The 15,488-nt window shown below is 64.6% G+C and carries 19 protein-coding genes; 13 read left to right on the top strand and 6 right to left on the bottom strand.

Annotation, left to right across the window (positions count from 1 at the left end; genetic code table 11):
* Nucleotides 1-39: 39 nt before the first annotated feature.
* The gene (locus ACNQVK_RS00960; protein ID WP_418028228.1) at nucleotides 40-1,200 is read right to left on the bottom strand and encodes a beta-ketoacyl synthase N-terminal-like domain-containing protein; all 1,161 of its coding nucleotides are present in this window, start codon (nucleotides 1,198-1,200) and stop codon (nucleotides 40-42) included.
* Nucleotides 1,201-1,319: 119 nt separating this feature from the next.
* Between ACNQVK_RS00960 and ACNQVK_RS00955 the strand changes: the two genes are divergently transcribed.
* Nucleotides 1,320-3,134 (top strand): diguanylate cyclase, encoded by a 1,815-nt coding sequence (locus ACNQVK_RS00955; RefSeq protein WP_418028446.1) that lies wholly within the window; start codon nucleotides 1,320-1,322, stop codon nucleotides 3,132-3,134.
* Between the two features lie 94 nt (nucleotides 3,135-3,228).
* Here ACNQVK_RS00955 and ACNQVK_RS00950 read toward each other — a convergent pair whose 3' ends face one another.
* The 4 genes from ACNQVK_RS00950 to ACNQVK_RS00935 all read right to left on the bottom strand — a co-directional run bounded on the left by ACNQVK_RS00950 (nucleotide 3,229) and on the right by ACNQVK_RS00935 (nucleotide 7,259).
* Nucleotides 3,229-3,609, bottom strand: a complete 381-nt coding sequence (locus tag ACNQVK_RS00950; protein ID WP_418028227.1) for a hypothetical protein — start codon at nucleotides 3,607-3,609, stop codon at nucleotides 3,229-3,231.
* An 81-nt stretch (nucleotides 3,610-3,690) separates the two neighbouring features.
* Nucleotides 3,691-4,050 (bottom strand): hypothetical protein, encoded by a 360-nt coding sequence (locus ACNQVK_RS00945; RefSeq protein ID WP_418028226.1) that lies wholly within the window; start codon nucleotides 4,048-4,050, stop codon nucleotides 3,691-3,693.
* 247 nt (nucleotides 4,051-4,297) lie between these two features.
* A complete protein-coding gene (locus ACNQVK_RS00940) occupies nucleotides 4,298-6,763 on the bottom strand; it encodes a Helicase associated domain protein (RefSeq protein ID WP_418028225.1) in 2,466 nt (821 codons plus the stop codon).
* Nucleotides 6,750-7,259, bottom strand: a complete 510-nt coding sequence (locus ACNQVK_RS00935; protein WP_418028224.1) for a hypothetical protein — start codon at nucleotides 7,257-7,259, stop codon at nucleotides 6,750-6,752. Before ACNQVK_RS00935 ends, ACNQVK_RS00940 begins: the two co-directional genes overlap by 14 nt.
* A gap of 331 nt (nucleotides 7,260-7,590) precedes the next feature.
* On the opposite strand from ACNQVK_RS00935, the gene ACNQVK_RS00930 reads away from it, so the two are divergent.
* Together ACNQVK_RS00930 and ACNQVK_RS00925 are read left to right on the top strand one after the other, a co-directional pair.
* Entirely contained in the window at nucleotides 7,591-8,034 is a 444-nt protein-coding gene (locus ACNQVK_RS00930) for a hypothetical protein (protein ID WP_418028223.1), read from the top strand.
* A 46-nt stretch (nucleotides 8,035-8,080) separates the two neighbouring features.
* Nucleotides 8,081-8,959, top strand: coding sequence for a hypothetical protein (locus ACNQVK_RS00925; protein WP_418028222.1), 879 nt, complete (start codon nucleotides 8,081-8,083; stop codon nucleotides 8,957-8,959).
* On the opposite strand, the gene ACNQVK_RS00920 is transcribed toward ACNQVK_RS00925, so the two are convergent.
* Entirely contained in the window at nucleotides 8,920-9,138 is a 219-nt protein-coding gene (locus ACNQVK_RS00920) for a helix-turn-helix domain-containing protein (RefSeq protein WP_418028221.1), read from the bottom strand. The genes ACNQVK_RS00925 and ACNQVK_RS00920 overlap by 40 nt on opposite strands.
* A gap of 67 nt (nucleotides 9,139-9,205) precedes the next feature.
* Between ACNQVK_RS00920 and ACNQVK_RS00915 the strand changes: the two genes are divergently transcribed.
* The 10 genes from ACNQVK_RS00915 to ACNQVK_RS00870 all read left to right on the top strand — a co-directional run bounded on the left by ACNQVK_RS00915 (nucleotide 9,206) and on the right by ACNQVK_RS00870 (nucleotide 15,453).
* The gene (locus tag ACNQVK_RS00915) at nucleotides 9,206-9,553 is read left to right on the top strand and encodes a hypothetical protein (protein ID WP_418028220.1); all 348 of its coding nucleotides are present in this window, start codon (nucleotides 9,206-9,208) and stop codon (nucleotides 9,551-9,553) included.
* Nucleotides 9,554-9,722: 169 nt separating this feature from the next.
* A complete protein-coding gene (locus tag ACNQVK_RS00910; RefSeq protein ID WP_418028219.1) occupies nucleotides 9,723-10,400 on the top strand; it encodes a hypothetical protein in 678 nt (225 codons plus the stop codon).
* Between the two features lie 47 nt (nucleotides 10,401-10,447).
* Nucleotides 10,448-10,822: a hypothetical protein gene (locus ACNQVK_RS00905; RefSeq protein ID WP_418028218.1), complete on the top strand. Its 375-nt coding sequence runs from the start codon at nucleotides 10,448-10,450 to the stop codon at nucleotides 10,820-10,822.
* A gap of 13 nt (nucleotides 10,823-10,835) precedes the next feature.
* Complete coding sequence (locus tag ACNQVK_RS00900; protein ID WP_418028217.1) at nucleotides 10,836-11,360, top strand: C40 family peptidase; 525 nt, start codon at nucleotides 10,836-10,838, stop codon at nucleotides 11,358-11,360.
* 132 nt (nucleotides 11,361-11,492) lie between these two features.
* Entirely contained in the window at nucleotides 11,493-11,984 is a 492-nt protein-coding gene (locus tag ACNQVK_RS00895; RefSeq protein WP_418028216.1) for a hypothetical protein, read from the top strand.
* 70 nt (nucleotides 11,985-12,054) lie between these two features.
* Entirely contained in the window at nucleotides 12,055-12,222 is a 168-nt protein-coding gene (locus ACNQVK_RS00890) for a hypothetical protein (protein WP_418028215.1), read from the top strand.
* Nucleotides 12,223-13,457: 1,235 nt separating this feature from the next.
* A complete protein-coding gene (locus ACNQVK_RS00885; RefSeq protein ID WP_418028214.1) occupies nucleotides 13,458-13,817 on the top strand; it encodes a hypothetical protein in 360 nt (119 codons plus the stop codon).
* 2 nt (nucleotides 13,818-13,819) lie between these two features.
* The gene (locus ACNQVK_RS00880; RefSeq protein ID WP_418028213.1) at nucleotides 13,820-14,335 is read left to right on the top strand and encodes a hypothetical protein; all 516 of its coding nucleotides are present in this window, start codon (nucleotides 13,820-13,822) and stop codon (nucleotides 14,333-14,335) included.
* 28 nt (nucleotides 14,336-14,363) lie between these two features.
* Nucleotides 14,364-14,714, top strand: a complete 351-nt coding sequence (locus ACNQVK_RS00875) for a hypothetical protein (RefSeq protein WP_418028212.1) — start codon at nucleotides 14,364-14,366, stop codon at nucleotides 14,712-14,714.
* A gap of 124 nt (nucleotides 14,715-14,838) precedes the next feature.
* Nucleotides 14,839-15,453, top strand: a complete 615-nt coding sequence (locus ACNQVK_RS00870) for a metallophosphoesterase family protein (protein WP_418028211.1) — start codon at nucleotides 14,839-14,841, stop codon at nucleotides 15,451-15,453.
* The last annotated feature ends 35 nt before the right edge of the window (nucleotides 15,454-15,488 follow it).

Raw genomic sequence — 15,488 nt, 5'->3', positions numbered from 1 at the left:
GCCCGGGGCGCGCAGTCTTCGTCGATCGACTACCGGGGTTTAGTGTGCGGGGGCCAGGAGGACTGCAGAGTTCTGGCCGCCCATGCCGAGGGATGTTTTGAGGGTGATCCCGCCGGTGGTCTTGGTAGGTCCGTCCAGTAGTCGCGGGTGGCCGGGTGCGACCGTAGGTGGTGCTGGGATGACGCCGTGTTCGTATCCGAGGGCGGCTGCCGCGACTTCGACGGCGGCGGCGGCGCCTTGGCAGTGTCCGACGAGGGGTTTGACGCTGTAGAGCTGTGGGCGTCGGTTGAGCAGGTTGTCGACGATGCCGGCCTCGGTGGTGTCGCACTGTTGGGTTCCGGGGCCGTGGGCGTTGACGTAGCGGACGTCGTCTGGTGTGACTCCTGCGTTGGTCAGGGCCCGGTGGACGCAGTCATCGACCTGCACCCGTGCTGGATCCACAGAGGTGACGTGATAGGCGTCGTGGGTCATCGCGCCACCGAGCAGCGAAACGTACGGTGCTGGTGCCCGTCTCGACAGCACGAACGCGACTGAGGCTTCGCCGACGGCGAATCCGCGGCTGCCCTGTTGGAATGGTCTGCAGGCGTCGAGCGGTTCGGTGTCGACTACTGCGACTCCGAGTCGTACGAAGTGCTGGACGTTTTCTGGGGTGAGTGACAGGTCGGTGGCGATGAACACGACGTCGTCGACCATGCCGGAGTCGAGCCAGAGTTTGGCGGTGAGCAAGCCTGCGTTCCCGGATGCGCACATGGCCGATACGTTCATTGCTGGGCCGTGGAAGTTGAACTCCTGCATGAGCATTGACACTGGGGTTGAGGGCATCAAGGAGAGGTAGTCACGGACTCGGCGTTGGCCGTTTTGTTCGAGGTAGAAGCGGCGCCACTCTTCGACTTCGGGCAGGACGATGGCGTGGAGCAGTCCGACGCAGTGGCCGGGGCGCCAGCCGCGGAGGTGGGCGTCGGCGATCGCCTCGCGGGCGGCGGCCCGCATCGCGCGGGCGGAGCGACTGGGCCCGTCGGCGGGATCTCCGCCTGAGGGCACTTGGGCCAGCCACGCGCCTGGCTGGCCGTCGTCGGCGTAGCCGTCGACGAGTGTGGCCGCGGGTTTTCCGCTGAGCAGGCCGCGCCAGAGTTCGGTGGTGCCCCATCCGTAGCCGGTTACCGCGCCGATACCGGTGAGATAGGTGTGCTGTGCGTGCATGAATTTCCCTTTTCTCTGGTGTTGGCGGCAGGTTGCTGCCGCAGTTCGATTAACTGGCACGGGCGGTGAATTGACCAGCGGTGGCTGTGCTGTTGCTCTGCGGGGTCCCCGCTGCTTCGATGGGCTACAAGGGAAGCGCGTGGTGTTGTGCGAGGGGCAATGTGGGACTTGGGGGACGGCATGCTGAGGACGCTGCGGAGCGTCGGTTTCGGCAGCTGCTTGACTATTGCCCCGATGCGATTTGCGTGCACCAACAAGGCAAACTGGTGTACATCAATTCGGCGGGCGCCCGGTGGATGGCTGCGCATTCGCCAGAACAGTTGATCGGGCACGAAATAACCCGATTTGTTCATCCGGATTCGGTGGGGCCGATGTTAGCCAGAATCGGGACTTTGCGGCATGAAGGTGACGTGTCGGTGCCGTCGGAGGCAAAGATGTTGCGGTTTGACGGCACGACGTTGGATGTGGAGGCGGTCTCAGTCCTGACGACCTGGGATGGCCGTCCCGCGTATCAGGTGATTTTTCGTGATGTCACCGCGCAGAAAGCTGCGCAGGCGACGCTGCGTTTCCAGGCCGCGTTGGTCGAGCATGCCAGCGACGCGATCGTGGCAACCACGAGGAATGGGTTGGTCACCAGTTGGAATCGGGCCGCTGAGACCATCTACCGTCGGCCGGCCAGCCGGGCGTTGGGAATGGCTGTGGGCCGCGCGGTCGGTGCGGCGCTGGACCCGGGCGATATCGTCGCCGCCGGCGGGGCGGTGCACGCCACACACCGTGCCCTGGATGGTTCACATCTGGTGATGCGGGTGTCAGCTGCGGCGATGGATGACGGCTATGTGCTGTTGTGCTCGGATCAGACCGCGGTCCGGCGTGCTGAGCAGCAGTTCCAAACGGTGGTGTCTTCGCTGGAGCAGGGTGTGATCGTGATCGACCGTGGTGGCCGGCTGAAGACGGCGAACCCCGCGGCGCGGCGGATCCTTGGAATCGAACCCGATATCTTGGTGCGCGGCTATCTGCACGATGCTCACGCCTTTGAGCTGTGGGACGCTGATCGGCGGCCGCTGGCTGTGGCCGATATTCCGGTGCTGGAGACGCTGAGAACCGGTGCGCCGATCACCGGCGCCGTGGTCGGATTGTCGCGCCGCGCCGGGCGGCGGATCTGGCTGTCGGTCGACTGCCGGCTGCTCAACCCGATCGATCCAGCAGACTCTCCGGTGCTCGTCTCGTTCAGCGATGTCACCGAACAGCGTTCTGTGACTGAACGACTCACCCACCAGGCCATGCACGATCCACTGACCGGGCTGCCCAACCGGACACAGATCGAGGAGCGGATGGAGCGGTTGCTCGCCGCGGGTGAACCGCCGGCTGCGGTCCTGTTCATCGACTTGGATGACTTCAAGAAGATCAACGATTCGTGTGGCCACGAGGCCGGGGATGCCGTCATCCGGATCGCGGCCCAGCGGATGCGGAAGGCGGTACGCGACATCGACACTGTCGGGCGCATCGGGGGCGACGAGTTCGTGGTGCTGCTCGTGGGAGAGCGCGGTCGCTCCGAGCTCGACGCGGTGGCCGCCAGGATCCTTGAAAGACTCAGCGAGCCCGTCGTCATTGCCGGCGCCACCATTCACCTCACCGCCAGCATTGGAGTCGCTACCGAACTGGGCGATGGGCGCGACGTCGCTGAGTGGCTGCGTCACGCGGACACCGCGATGTACACGGCCAAAGCTCGGGGCCGTCACACCAGCCACTTCCACGATGCGCCGACCCAGCCCACCGCCGGCACGTTACCGATGCGCCGCGAGGGTGCAGCCGAACCTATTGCGCCGCATGATCATCGGTCCGCAGTCAGTGGCGCTGATCGGGCCAATGGTGTGGCGGCCGAGGCCTCGCCCTGGGGCATTTCCGATGATGGTCAACTGACTGTCGCTGACTGATACTTTGCGTCGAGACGGCCCGCGTGAGGAAAGTTCACCGCGACCGTCTCTGTTGCAGCTGGGCGGCGGACGCGATCGCGGTTAACGGGGGCGGCTACCCGGCCAATTCCCGCGCGTATTCGACTTCGTCGTTGATGCCGAGGACTTCTTGAGGGTGTGTCACCGGAATCGTGGTCGAGTGGCAGAATCCGTTGCCCTCGACGGTGACCTGAACAAACCCAACCTGCCGCTCGTTCTTCATCAACAGGAGAAATAGGCCAAGCAGGCAGATCAGGGAGAATACGAGCGCGAGAACCACCGTAGTGGTCGACAGGTAGCTTTCGGTGGTGGACATATCCGTGACAGTCCACCTGGTGCCACGGATCGGAAACTGCCCAATTGGCGTTGATATCCAATGCTCCGAGACAGCAATGTCGCCGATCGTCGCCAACCACTCATCGTCAGCACTACTGGGGTCGATGAAAGGCTCCCGCATGGGGCGATTAAAACACGTGGACGTGGCTGCCCGTAGGGGCGCGACAGACCGGGGTCTCGTTGTGGTCCTGGGCGAGGTGCATCATGACAGGCTGCTCCCTGGCCGGCCGTCCCCACCAAACCATCCGTTGCCCCCGATCGGGAATGCGGAGGACTGGTCGGTCCCGGCATCGAAGTTCTGCGCGAGGATGCTGAACAGGCGGGCTATTTCGCGGGTCCTGTCTGGGGTGATGGTGCCTGCCCTGCTGATTTCTCTGTACAGCGAATCCCAAGAGGCGCCGACCTCTGCGCTGCGCGTGGCACTGAGTCCTGTGAGGACACCGAGGGTGGTGCGGTAGGCGTTGGCGACCGCTTCGGGATCGTCGGGGTTGGTGGCGAGTAAGTCTGCGGCCACGCGCAGTGTGTTGGCGGCTGTGCTGTAAGCCGCGGCGACTTGCGTCATGCGAAGGCTCCTGAGTCGTAGTGAGGATCAAGGACGTGGGCTGCGGCCCGTTCGCGAGGTGCCTGGCTTGGCCCGGTGGGGCTGGTGGAGCCAGTCGGACACGCGATCGTGCGACCACCTGTCATCATCGTTGACGCTGAGGGTATTTGGTGCAACCTCGTCGTATCTACGGGGATAGTGCGTGATGGGTCCCTGGCATACGGCGCAGGTGTCACGCGTAATGGGCGGCGCAGGCTGGGCAGCGGCTTTAGCCATGGTTGGACGCTCCTGCCAGTCGTGGCCGCGCTAGCGGTTTGTCCCACTGGGGGTCGAGTGCTTCCATGGCGGCGCGGCGGTGGGCTGCCAGGGTGTTGGTTCGGCTGGCGTAGCGCTGATTGTGCAGCCACTTGCCCAGCGGTTCACCGGACGGGCTGACATAGCTGCGTGGGACATGAACGTGACCGAAGCTCTCGTGGAACTGTGCGAGTTCACCTAGTCCGGCCTGCCAGCGAGCCTCCAAGACGTCCCACACCCAACCGGGTTGGGCTTGCAGTGCACTGACTTCGTATTCGGTGAGGGCACCTGCGAAGTATCGGCGGCGCACCGAGTGGCAGAAGCTGCCGAGGCGGAATCCATCTGCGGTGATGTGGTTTTGGGATGGGCTGCTGTGGCCGTGCTCCCTGTGGAACGCTGTCAAGGCGTCCAGTCCGGCGGTGATACGTTCGTTTCGTCGGTCGGTCATGGGGGTGAACGAGAATCCCGCCGCAGTCAGCGTGTCGCGCCGATTCTCGGGCAGGATGCCTTGGCGTTCGTCGCTGCGCTGGGCGGCCACCCATGTGGCCAGGGCGAACCCATCGGGGCTTTGATGGCCGACGGGGACGTTGGCGTGACCGTGCTCGGCAGTGAACGCTTGCAGCCGTTCAAATGCATCCGCCCAGGCGGCGTCGTGGGCGTTCCAGGCCCAGCCGGGGAGCTCGGTGAGCTTGGCGACCTGATCGTCGGCGAGTTGGCGGCGACGATTGCGGTTGCCGCGCACCCACAGTCCCAGTGGGAAGCCGTCTTTGGTGACGAAGCCGAGGGGGACACGAGCATTTTCGTGGTCCTCGACGTAGTTGGTGAGGTGCTCGTAGCCGTAGTCCCAGCCCGGTGTCAGCATCCGTAGAGCGCGGATGGTCACGGCGTCACGTAGCTGCGCGGCGGCGGGGGCGCCGGCGGCGTCGAGCACCACGAACCTGTCGTGTGCGCCGCGGCCCCCTCGCGTGCCGCCGCGGCGGCCGCGGCCGCGTGAGGCGAGTTCGGCAGCCAGTTGAGTGTCGTGGTCGGCCAGGGCGAGCAGGGTTCGGTAGACGTGGCGGAACTTGGAGGATTTGACCTGCTCGGCGATGTCGCCGGCGGAGTCGACGAAAACCGGCAGGACGATCACTGCTGGGTCTTCACGCCCGGGGTCCAAGCGCAGTGCACGGCCGATGCATTGTGTGATGTCGATGGCTGAGCTGCGGGGTGAGGCGAAGAGGACTGCGTCGATCGCGGGGATGTCGATGCCTTGCCCGAGGCAGCGGACATTGGATAGCACCGCCCAGTTGTCGCGGCCCGGCTCGGCCAGGACCGACAGTCGCTGCGCGCGTTGGGTGGGTGTAGTGGATCCGTCGACGTGCATCGAGATCAGGCCGGGTAGTTCATCGCCGATGACCTCTTCGAGTGTGTTGGCGAAGTCTTTGGAGGTGGCAACGGTGTTGTGGAACACCATGACTCGTCGCAGCCCGTAGGTTTTGGCTGCCGCGTTGAGGGCGAGTTGGGTGGCGACCTGCTCGCCGGGCAGTGTCTTGGCTCCGACCTGGACGGGCCGGTGTTCGTCGGTGATGGCTGCGCGTACGTCGGCGTCGGTGATCGCCACGACCGCCACCACGTAGTCCGAGAGCAGCCGTGCGTCGATGGCTTGTTGGACGCCCAGGGGGGCCACGATCGGGCCGAATGCGCGGGGATCGTCCATGCACCAGGCGGTGCTGTCGGAGGAGCGGCGCACGCGTGGGGTGGCGGTCAGGAAGATTCGGACCGCGGCACAGATTTTGGTTTCGTCGACCACGGTGGCGAACGCGGCATCGAATTTGCCTGCGCAGCAGTGCGCTTCGTCGGCCACGACACTGTGGAATGCGGGTAGCCCGAACTCGGCGTGGGCCTGGGCGATCCGTGGGGAGGATGTGTAGGTGGCGAACACGACGACCTGGGGGCCGTTGGGTCCGGTGATGTCGTGCAGCGTGTGCGCCATCCAGTCGGCGAGTGCTTGAGGGCTCGTCGAGACGGGCGCCTGAATGTTCTCCTCGGGGCTGATGGTGTCGTCGCAGAACACGAACGGGCGCAGAGGCCGGGGGCTGTGCCGTATCCACGCGCGCATCGTCTGCTTGAGCAGGGGCCGGGTGGGAACCAGTACGAGGATCGCTGAGCGTCCATGGCGGGCCTGCTCTTGTGCGATCCGTTGCCCGACGAGGGTTTTGCCGGTGCCGCAGGGCATGACCACGGTCACGCGATCGTGCTCGCTCAAGTGTCCGGTGGCTTGGTCGTAGGCGGCCTGCTGGTGGGGGCGCAGCACGACGGAGATGGGGTGGCCCGTGGTCGTGTAGTCGGGCTGGTCGCCGGCCGCGGGGATGGTTACTGGTTCGCTCATCGTGGGTTCTTCGATCTGGAGGTGGTTCGGTGCTGGTCTGGGGGTGGCGGCGTCGAGGTCAAGGACGGTCATCGGTGCTCGTCGTGGTGCGTTCGGCGATCAATGCGGCGAGTACGTCGAGGAATGCGTCGGCTCGATCGTCGAGTTGCTCGATGAGCTCTTCGATGCGGGTGTAGGCGGAGGCTGGGCCGTGAACCTCCAGTGGTGTGGCCAGGGCCGTCCAGAGGGCGATTTGCACCTCATCTGCCCGGGGGCCGCTGAGTTGAGGCGGTGGTGCGGTGGTGAGCGGGACCATCGGGGCGACTGGTGTGAAGCGGTCGATGAACGCGTCGGGGTTGCAGTAGGCGCCTGAGCCGTCAGCGAATGTGTAGTCCCAGGCGATCTCGTCTTCGCGGCCGCCGCACTTTTTGACTGCCACCGCGGTGCCGCTGTGGTGGCGGTCCTGCACTATCCAGGGTTGGCCGAACGCGATGGCTTCGGCGAGGTCGCCAGCGATGGCCGCGGCGTTCGGGATGGTGCTGGTGTCCGGGGTCGTTTCGTGGCTCTGCGGGTGTTGGACGTCGCTCATGGTGGATTTCCCCTCCGCTCAATGCTGCAAATCATAACAATCGGGAGTGTCACAACTAGGTGCCGCGAACTGGATAAATAGAGAGTGTTCACCTGATGATTTGCCGTCAGATGTGAGTATCGAGAACACTGCAAGTCGGCGGCGATGGGGCCTGTGCGCTGCGGAGATGGCAGTTCCCCCGCCGCGATCGGCCGCACCGGGTAGGGCGTTTGCCCCCGGGGCCTGGTGCCGTGGTGTGGGCCCGTCGCGGCGCCTGCCAGTCGAGTGGTGTCGGAGAGGACGCAGAGCCGGAGGCAGGGATATCGCGTTCGTGCGGGTTTATCGTCGGTGCATGACGGGGGAGCTCAGCGACGCGGACATGCTGCTGGTTGCGCAGGGCGCGCCGATCGCGGTCCGGGTGGGTGCCAATGAGTGCGTGGACCTGGTGCGGGTGACGCCGAAGGTCATCGACGAGGTCTTCGCTGGGCGGCCGGTGGACTCGCTGACCGGCAGCCAAGGCCGAATCGCATTCTGGTTCAGCCCCGATGCGGCCGGGATGAAAGTGAACCAGATGGCCATTCTGTGGCTGATCACCGCGGCCGGGGTGCCGGCGCGGTCACTGCCGCTACTGCGCGGGCTGGTGCTCATCACCGGCATCGACGCGTCCGGGAAGCCGAGCGGGCTGTCCGACGAGCAGCTCGAAGAGCTCTCCAGCGACGTCAGCTGGTTCCAGCGATGGGTGTTGCGGTGGCGGGTGATGGGCGATGCGGATAAGCGGCGTGCACGTCGGCGGTGATGGCGACGCTGCTCAGGACCGGCGAGGCCATGGCAATGAAAGGAATGTGGCTGTGTGGACTATCGAGGCCTGGCTGGGAGCTGTCGGTATGGACTCCGATGCGTGCCGGGATCTGCTGCACAAGGCACTGAATCCGGCGTCGCCGGAGCGTGAGGCACTGGAGTTGCCCGAGCCTGGATCCGATGATGCTCAGGTCGTGATGGTGTTGCTGAGGAAGGGGCAGGTGCCGACACGTCTGGCCGTGGGCGCTCATACGGCGCATCGCCGGCCGTATGTGCCCCGTCCGGTGTGGTCAGATGAGCAGATTGACCGCTTCGGTCGCGTTGCCTCCACTTGGGTGGACGAATTCTGGCAGTCCCACACCACCGGTCCCACCTGGGCTGAAATGTCCGACAGTGCGGCGGTCGAACAGGCCCGTAAAGAACTCGAACTGCCTCGGCGTGGGCGAGACTTCGAAGCTGCGATGACGTGTGCGCGCCGCCGGGGGTGGTTGGCATGGGATATGGGTCGGACACGCAGTTTGTGTGCGGGCCCGGCGTTCTTCGCGTCCCGATATCAACCACCGGGGCCGGTGGGTCGTCGGGTCGCGACTGCTGTGCGACGCTTCCGCCTGGCCAACGACGGCCGGCGTCCGCGATGGGAAGACCTCGTCGCCGATATCCGCGACTCGGCCGGCAACACGATCTTCCGGGACGTCGACGACGCGCGTGCTCAATCAGCGTGGCTGGAAGCGGAGCGCTGGATAAAAGTCAAGGGGGAGGAGATCACCGCAGGCGCTAAGGCGAAACGCTGGGCGCAGCGGAAGAAGACAGGCAAAGGGCAACAGGGTGATTCGGGCGTCGCCGCGGCGCCGGCCGACAGTCCTGGGCCGGATCGCGTTGGGGATCAGTCTGGCAGCAGTGTGGCCGCCGGAACCTCGAAGTGATCGGCAAGCCTGTACAGCACGCTCAGCGTGATGTTCTTCTGGCCGTTCTCAAGTCGGCCCAGGTACGTGCGGTGCAGTCCTACGGCCGTCGCAACGTCGACTTGGCTCTCGGCGCGGTCCTCTCGCAGCGCGCGCAGGCGTGCGCCGACTTCGGTCAGTCGTTGGGGGTCGATCTCCACATGTTGACTATAGAGCACATCGAACGTAGACTATAGTCATCACACATTGTTTCGAGGGGGGCCCAGGATGACCGCCACCATGCAGGACCGCACGGCCGAGTTCGCCGACGCCGCAAGGATAATGCTCAACATCCTGGCCGAAGCGGAAAGCCGCGACCGCGACGCGCTCGTCAACGCCGCGATGGACACTCACCGCGGTGCCGCAGAATCCGCGCGCCGAGCGGCTGAGCAGGTCATCAAGCACCAAGCCTCCGCCAACACCTTCACGAAGGCCGTCGCAGCCGCCGAGCAGGGAGGAATCGACGAGGTCCGCCAATTCCTCCTGACAGAACTCATCACGCAGCTCCCCAATCCCTCGGCTGCCGAACGTGAAGGGGTCCGCAGCGCTGCCCACTTCATCCTTGACTACATCTGAGCCGCACCATGAGGCAATCGAACTGGGCGGCGGATGATGGTTCGGCACCGTGTTCGTCGCGCGGGAATGTTCGCAGGGCTGAGTCAAATGCTGCACTAGCCAAAGGGTGCAGTGTTACACACACAGAGGCGCAACCACCTAACGAGCAAGTGTTACAAGGGGATTAATGATGGGCGATCAGTTTGACGGCGTCAGTGCTGAGGCGCGCAGCGCGCAGTCTGCGGCGGCGATCCGTGCGCATCTGGATGGAAAGAGCTTGTCTGAGTCGTATGCGGAGCAGAACATCGTGCTGCCGCCGCCGGGAACGCCGATCGATGACGAGCGGATTATTGTGGCGCCCAACCAGTTGCGGGCGGGTGATGTGGGAGTGTTCGCAGACCGCCTGCTGATGACGCTGGGCAACGCTACGGTGTTGGTGTCGGGGCAGGTGCAGCCGATTGGAAGCGTCAGTTCGGGGCCCGATTTCCTTGGCTGGATTGATCCGACGAAGTTGGCGCCCGGTGCCGCGCCGATCAGCTGGGCCGCGGTAGGCGGGCTTGACGAAGCCGACGCTGCGCTGATGAAGATGCTGGCCGGAGCCACGATCGACCCTGCAGCGAAGATCGTCCTCCCTTCTGGCAGGACGATCAACGGGGCTGAGGCCCAGGCGTTGTCGGATCTACACGCCTCTGTGGCGGAGTCCAACGCCCCCGTGGCTGAACTGACGGCGCGGAGACGGGGGAAGTGGTGGCCGTGGCGGAGCACCGGTGGACGTGCGAGTTCGACGAGTAGTGAACAGGCGCAAAGCACCAGCCGCGACGTCGTGGCAAGCGAACGTGGCCACGCCGGCGCGAGATCGACAAGCTGATCGAGGAAACGTCGTCGGCGGAGCTGCCCGCGGTTGGAGACTGGTGTGTGCGCAGCGACCATCGCGAGGTGATCGCGAAGTGGATCCCTGACGATGCGATTGTGGGTCCGACGAGACGAATCCTCGTACTGGGAGATGTCGGCCGCAACGCATGGTTGATCGCGAAGGGCGGCGGTGCGCGGATCGACATCATGGGCAGCGTGCACACCGCCGCGCGTATCGGCGCTGCAGGCGGCGGCGCGCACATTCTGATTCGAGGTGAGGTCGCCGCCGGAGCGGCCGTCTACGCCTGCGGCGGCGCAGCCCGCGTCGAATTCCTATCGGAATCGAGCGCGCAGGCCGCCGCCGACGGCGGCGCAGCTGAAGTGCTACGCCTCGACGCGTCGACAGTCCAGAGGACGGATCGACGACGCAGTGACTAGGAAGCGTGGGGACATGAGTGGCCAATCCGTCGGTGAGGCCGCCGTCGAGATCGCGTACGGATACCTGGGGTTGCCGTATGTCTTTGCGGGTGGGGATTTGGACGGACCGACCAATGGTGGGTTTGACCGCGCCGGCCTCGTCCGCTACGTCGTGTACGCCGCTACTGGCACTGATATCGGCAGAACGCTCGACGCTCAGTTGGAGTACTGCGAGCGGCTTCCCGCGGGGCAGGTTGCGCAGCCTGGGGACGTACTGTTCTGGACCTCTCCTGGCGGTGTTCAACGCGTTTATCAGCAGGCGATCTACACCGGCATGATGACGGTGATCGCGCTCGTCCCTGAGGATCTCGCTGTGCCAGGAGTGCTATTCGACACTCGCACGACTGTAGGCGTGATGGGCGCAGTCTTTCACGAGCAAGGCGTTGACGCGGACTTGATCACAGCGAAGCCGCCGGCTGGGCCAGGCGAGAGTGAAGTTGTCGTCGCCCGGCCGCCCTGTTTCGAAACTCGCACCGAGGCAGGGGGCGGGTGTGGATGACTGATAGGGCCCACACCGAGGACGGAGAACACGATGATCCTTACGTCGACGCCGTGTTCGTGCGATTCGCCGCAGAGAGTCCTTCGCGGATGGCCGGATAAGCGTACGAGCAATGGAGACAAGGAGATTGAGATGACAGTGGACTTCGGGTCGTGTGAGGCTACGGTCAACGGCCAAGCCCAACGGTGGGACAGCGTCAAACTGCTAGATAGCGGTGTCCTGCGCGTTGCGCAGCTGGACACGTGGCGGGACCAGGAATCGGGCGTCATGTGCACCGCTGAAAAAGCGATCGAATACCTCGCCCCTGGCACGTGGACGAATGTGACCCCGGACCCGGCGGTCACGGGAACGCTGATCTTCTTCACCGAGAAGTTCACTAACCGCCCGCAAGCTCTCGGTACCGGTCTCACTGAGAGTGAAGCTGAGAGCGCCGCCGCGGCATTCCTGGCCGGCAACTACGCCGCAGAGCCCGGGCATCTGAGTCACATCTCGAACTTCTTTCGAGAACACAGCTGCGAGATGGCCCGCGCGGGGGCGCTAGGCCAATACGACGTACCGCAATTCCGATGGATCACGCGTCCAACTCAGGCCCAGGATGCTGAACCGGACACCGTGTCGCACTAGTGGGCGATGCACGGCTCAATACGACAAGCCGTCCAGACGCAGAGTCGTCAGCAACCGACTGGAGGATCACATGAGTGAGCTCGGCAAGCAGATCGCGGACCTGACAGACCAGTGGAAGCACGCTTGCGACGTCGCCACAGCCAGTGTCGGCCAGCCGGATCGGGAAGAGAACGTGGCGTACCGAGACAAGCTTGCAGTTGAGTTGACGAGGCTGAAAGCCCGCGCCGGGCTGACGTGAGGAAGTGGTGATGCGCCATGCGTTCTGCCGGGCGAACTTCGCCAACCTACTCGCTACCCGCTGGCGATGCGCGAATTGCGGGCTGAAGGCGAACCACGAGCGACCAGCGTCCGCGATCGGCCACAAGCCGCCGCTGACAACTCTCGCTCGATGACCTCACCCCCACAACCGATCTCATGAGATTGCACAGCAGAGCAAGGGAAACACGCATGGCAGAAGAACCCGACCGGAAGAGCGGCGACAGCGACGCCGAGTGGACCGAATTTAAGGCAAGTCTCCCTGCCCGCCATGAGGCGCAGCGCCAGGCAGAGGCAGACCGGCGCGCCCGAGGAATCACCAAGGAATCGGTTACGGAGGGCTTGCGCCAGACGCCGAGACCACCTGTTCTCGAGGACGGCGAGTGGATCGCCCGTCTCTCGGCGGAGGAGTGCGCAGACCGCGGGAACGCGGGCTGCCCTGGCGACACGAACGACCTATGAGCATCGGGCCAGCGATGCTCTGTCCACGATGCGGGCAACTGATGTACTACGCCCCGCTGGGAAACCGTTGTTACCACGTAAATCTGAACACGCTCTGCCCTGTGCATCGGCCAGGGATCGTTCTCCAATACTCAACCAGCAGCACCACATAAGGAAACGACATGCCAATTGAAAACTGCGATGGCAACGCTGCGACTGTGTGCGACGGGTGTGGTCTCCCGATGCGAGTGTGGGTAGGCGTCGGCCCCTCCTGCCCATTCGGGTGCCGCGTGACCCGATGATTGCCGAGCGAACATAGGACGCCTGATGTGGAAAGCCGAACGGTGGGGCCGAGCCTGGTACGTGACACGGGTCAACCAGGGCGCCTTGGAGTACCTCAAGACGGCCCCATGCAACTACGGCCCGCGGGGTCGGATCATCACTTTCCGAAGCGAATCAGCCGCGCAGCGTCGCGCCGACGCGCTTAACGCAACGGGGGGGCAAGGATGACCGCTTGCAGACTGTTTCCGCCGGAATACGACACGTCACGCCACTGCGGCGAGCATGGCGGTGTTGCGTGGCTGCACGGGCCGCACTCCAACCGGTGTGACCGAGCACCCGAACCGCAGAAACTCGCCAAGCTGTGTGGTGATCAGCGGCCGGGCTGGGAACACGACGACCACTCGCACCTGACATAGGGGGACTCTGTGGTTCGCGATGAGGCAACATTGCAACGCCGCGTTGCCCAATACAACGTGGCGTTGTATGGTTTGAGGCATGACGACGCCCCTGCTGCCCGCCACCGCAACGCTCGCCGTCTACGGCTCCGATTGGGGCTGGCAGGCGACCGCCAGCTTCGATGAGCCTGACGATGCAATCGCTTTCGCCTCCAGCTTCCCGAAGTCGGCCGGCGTGAAGGTGTACGGAGCCAACGCCACTGCCCGGGCGACGCTACGCGGCGACGGGGTCAACGGAGGCACGAACGAGACCGGGATTCGTCGGTACCGGTCACTGATCTCGCGTGCTCAGAAGCTTGGTGTCACGATCGAATGGCACGCCTCTGCGACGACACGGACAGCCCTGATCTCACAGGGCGCCTTCGAGGCCGCGGTGTTCGGCGCCACGCGGGACCAGTGAACATGCCTGACAGCGAGAATCTGACGACTACGCCGCTCAGCTACGACGAATTCACCGGTCTGCCAATCGGTGCCGTGGTCGGGTCGCTGGACGACGCCGGCGCAGTCTGGGCTCGGGCATTGAGATATCCAGACTGCTGGAAAGTGTTCGGCTACATCGGCCTGCGGACGGATGAGGCCGCATGGAGCACACTGGAAGGCGACGATGGCAGCGTGGTGTTGCAGCTGTACGTCGACGAAGCGCTTGCACGACGCCCACCGACGGAGGCGGCAGCGATCGCCGACGGTGAGCCCGAGCGAGCAGAGCGGATCCGGGCCCGGACAGCGGGACTGGAGCCAGGGTGGTACGTCACCACCGGATTCTTCTGGCATGACGACCCGATGGTGGTGGAAGGGCCGATCCCAGGATTCGAGCCAGCGCGGCTGCGCCGTACGGAAATCGAACAGTGCACAGCCGGGCCGATTCTCTATCTCGACGTAGTCGAGGAAGTGCCAAGGGTATGCACCGTGACGGTCTGATGACGGTGCCGGGGAAGGATATTGAGTGATGGATGTCTACATCGCACGGGAAGCTGCGGGATTTGACGAGCAGATCGACATCCTGATGAGAGTCGGCGCGCTTCCCCTTGCTGGGGCCGTGGTATGGCTCAGCCTGATGGTGCTAATCGACTGGTACGGCAAGCGCGAACCGCGACGACGCAAGATGCTGGACTGCGAGACGAAGGAGCAGCTCCGTTTTAGACGGATGAGCATGAGGCAGAAACGGACAGCATGGCTGACCATGAATCCCGAGCAGCGCGAGGCGTTTGGACGACAGCTCGACCCGGTCGCGCGCGCCGAGTGGCGTTCGATAGGCGTGGACGAGGTCTATCGAGCGAACTGGCGCCCTGTCTCGTGAGCGCTGATCTGCGCGGGCGACTAGGTCGATTTGCCCAAGCCGACGGTGAGGCGCCCCGGGCTTGCTGGGGCGCTGTCGCGGAGACGTCGGCGACGAGCTACTGGTGCAGGGGCGTGGATAGCTGATGCGCTTGCTTGTTGTGTCTGACACCACCGAGGGGTGGCCCACGGATTCCGGCGGTCACCTAGATCTGTCGGTGCTGGTGCAGCGGTACCGCGCGGATGCACTGCTGTCCTTGGGGGATTACTCGGCACCGTTGGCGGCGGTGATGGCCCGGGCCGGCGCCCCGCTGACGGCTGGTGTGTACGGGAATCACTGCACGACTGATTACATGCCGAAGAACGGGATCGTTGACTTGGTGGGCGACCGCACGCTGCCGGCGCGTCACGGGACGTTGCGTGTGCCTGGTCAGCGGCCGGTGTCGATGCTCGCTGTGCAGGGCTGTGTCCGTTACAAGCAGGACGTCAAGGACGTGTTGTTCACCGAAGAGCAGTACGCGGCGGCGATCGAGGGGTTGCCGGCTGCGGAGTTGGTGATCACGCATTGCCCGCCGGTCGGGATCAACGATGGTGCGGATCCGTCGCATGTGGGTATCGCCGCGCTGCGGCGGTGGGTGGATCGGCACCGTCCTCGTTGGTTGCTGCACGGGCACACCTACAACAATCCGGTGCAGTCGTTTCACGGTGGTACCGAGGTGCTGTACACATACGGTTACGTGGCACTTGAGCTCGACCTATAGGTGAAATCCGGGGGTCGTCGAGAGAGGGGGATTGG

It is taken from the genome of Mycobacterium sp. 134, from assembly GCF_048282715.1.
In the GTDB taxonomy this organism is placed as follows: Bacteria; Actinomycetota; Actinomycetes; order Mycobacteriales; family Mycobacteriaceae; genus Mycobacterium; species Mycobacterium septicum.
The sequence above is the reverse complement of the archived record's forward strand: the minus strand, read 5'-3'. Positions and strand labels throughout refer to the sequence as shown.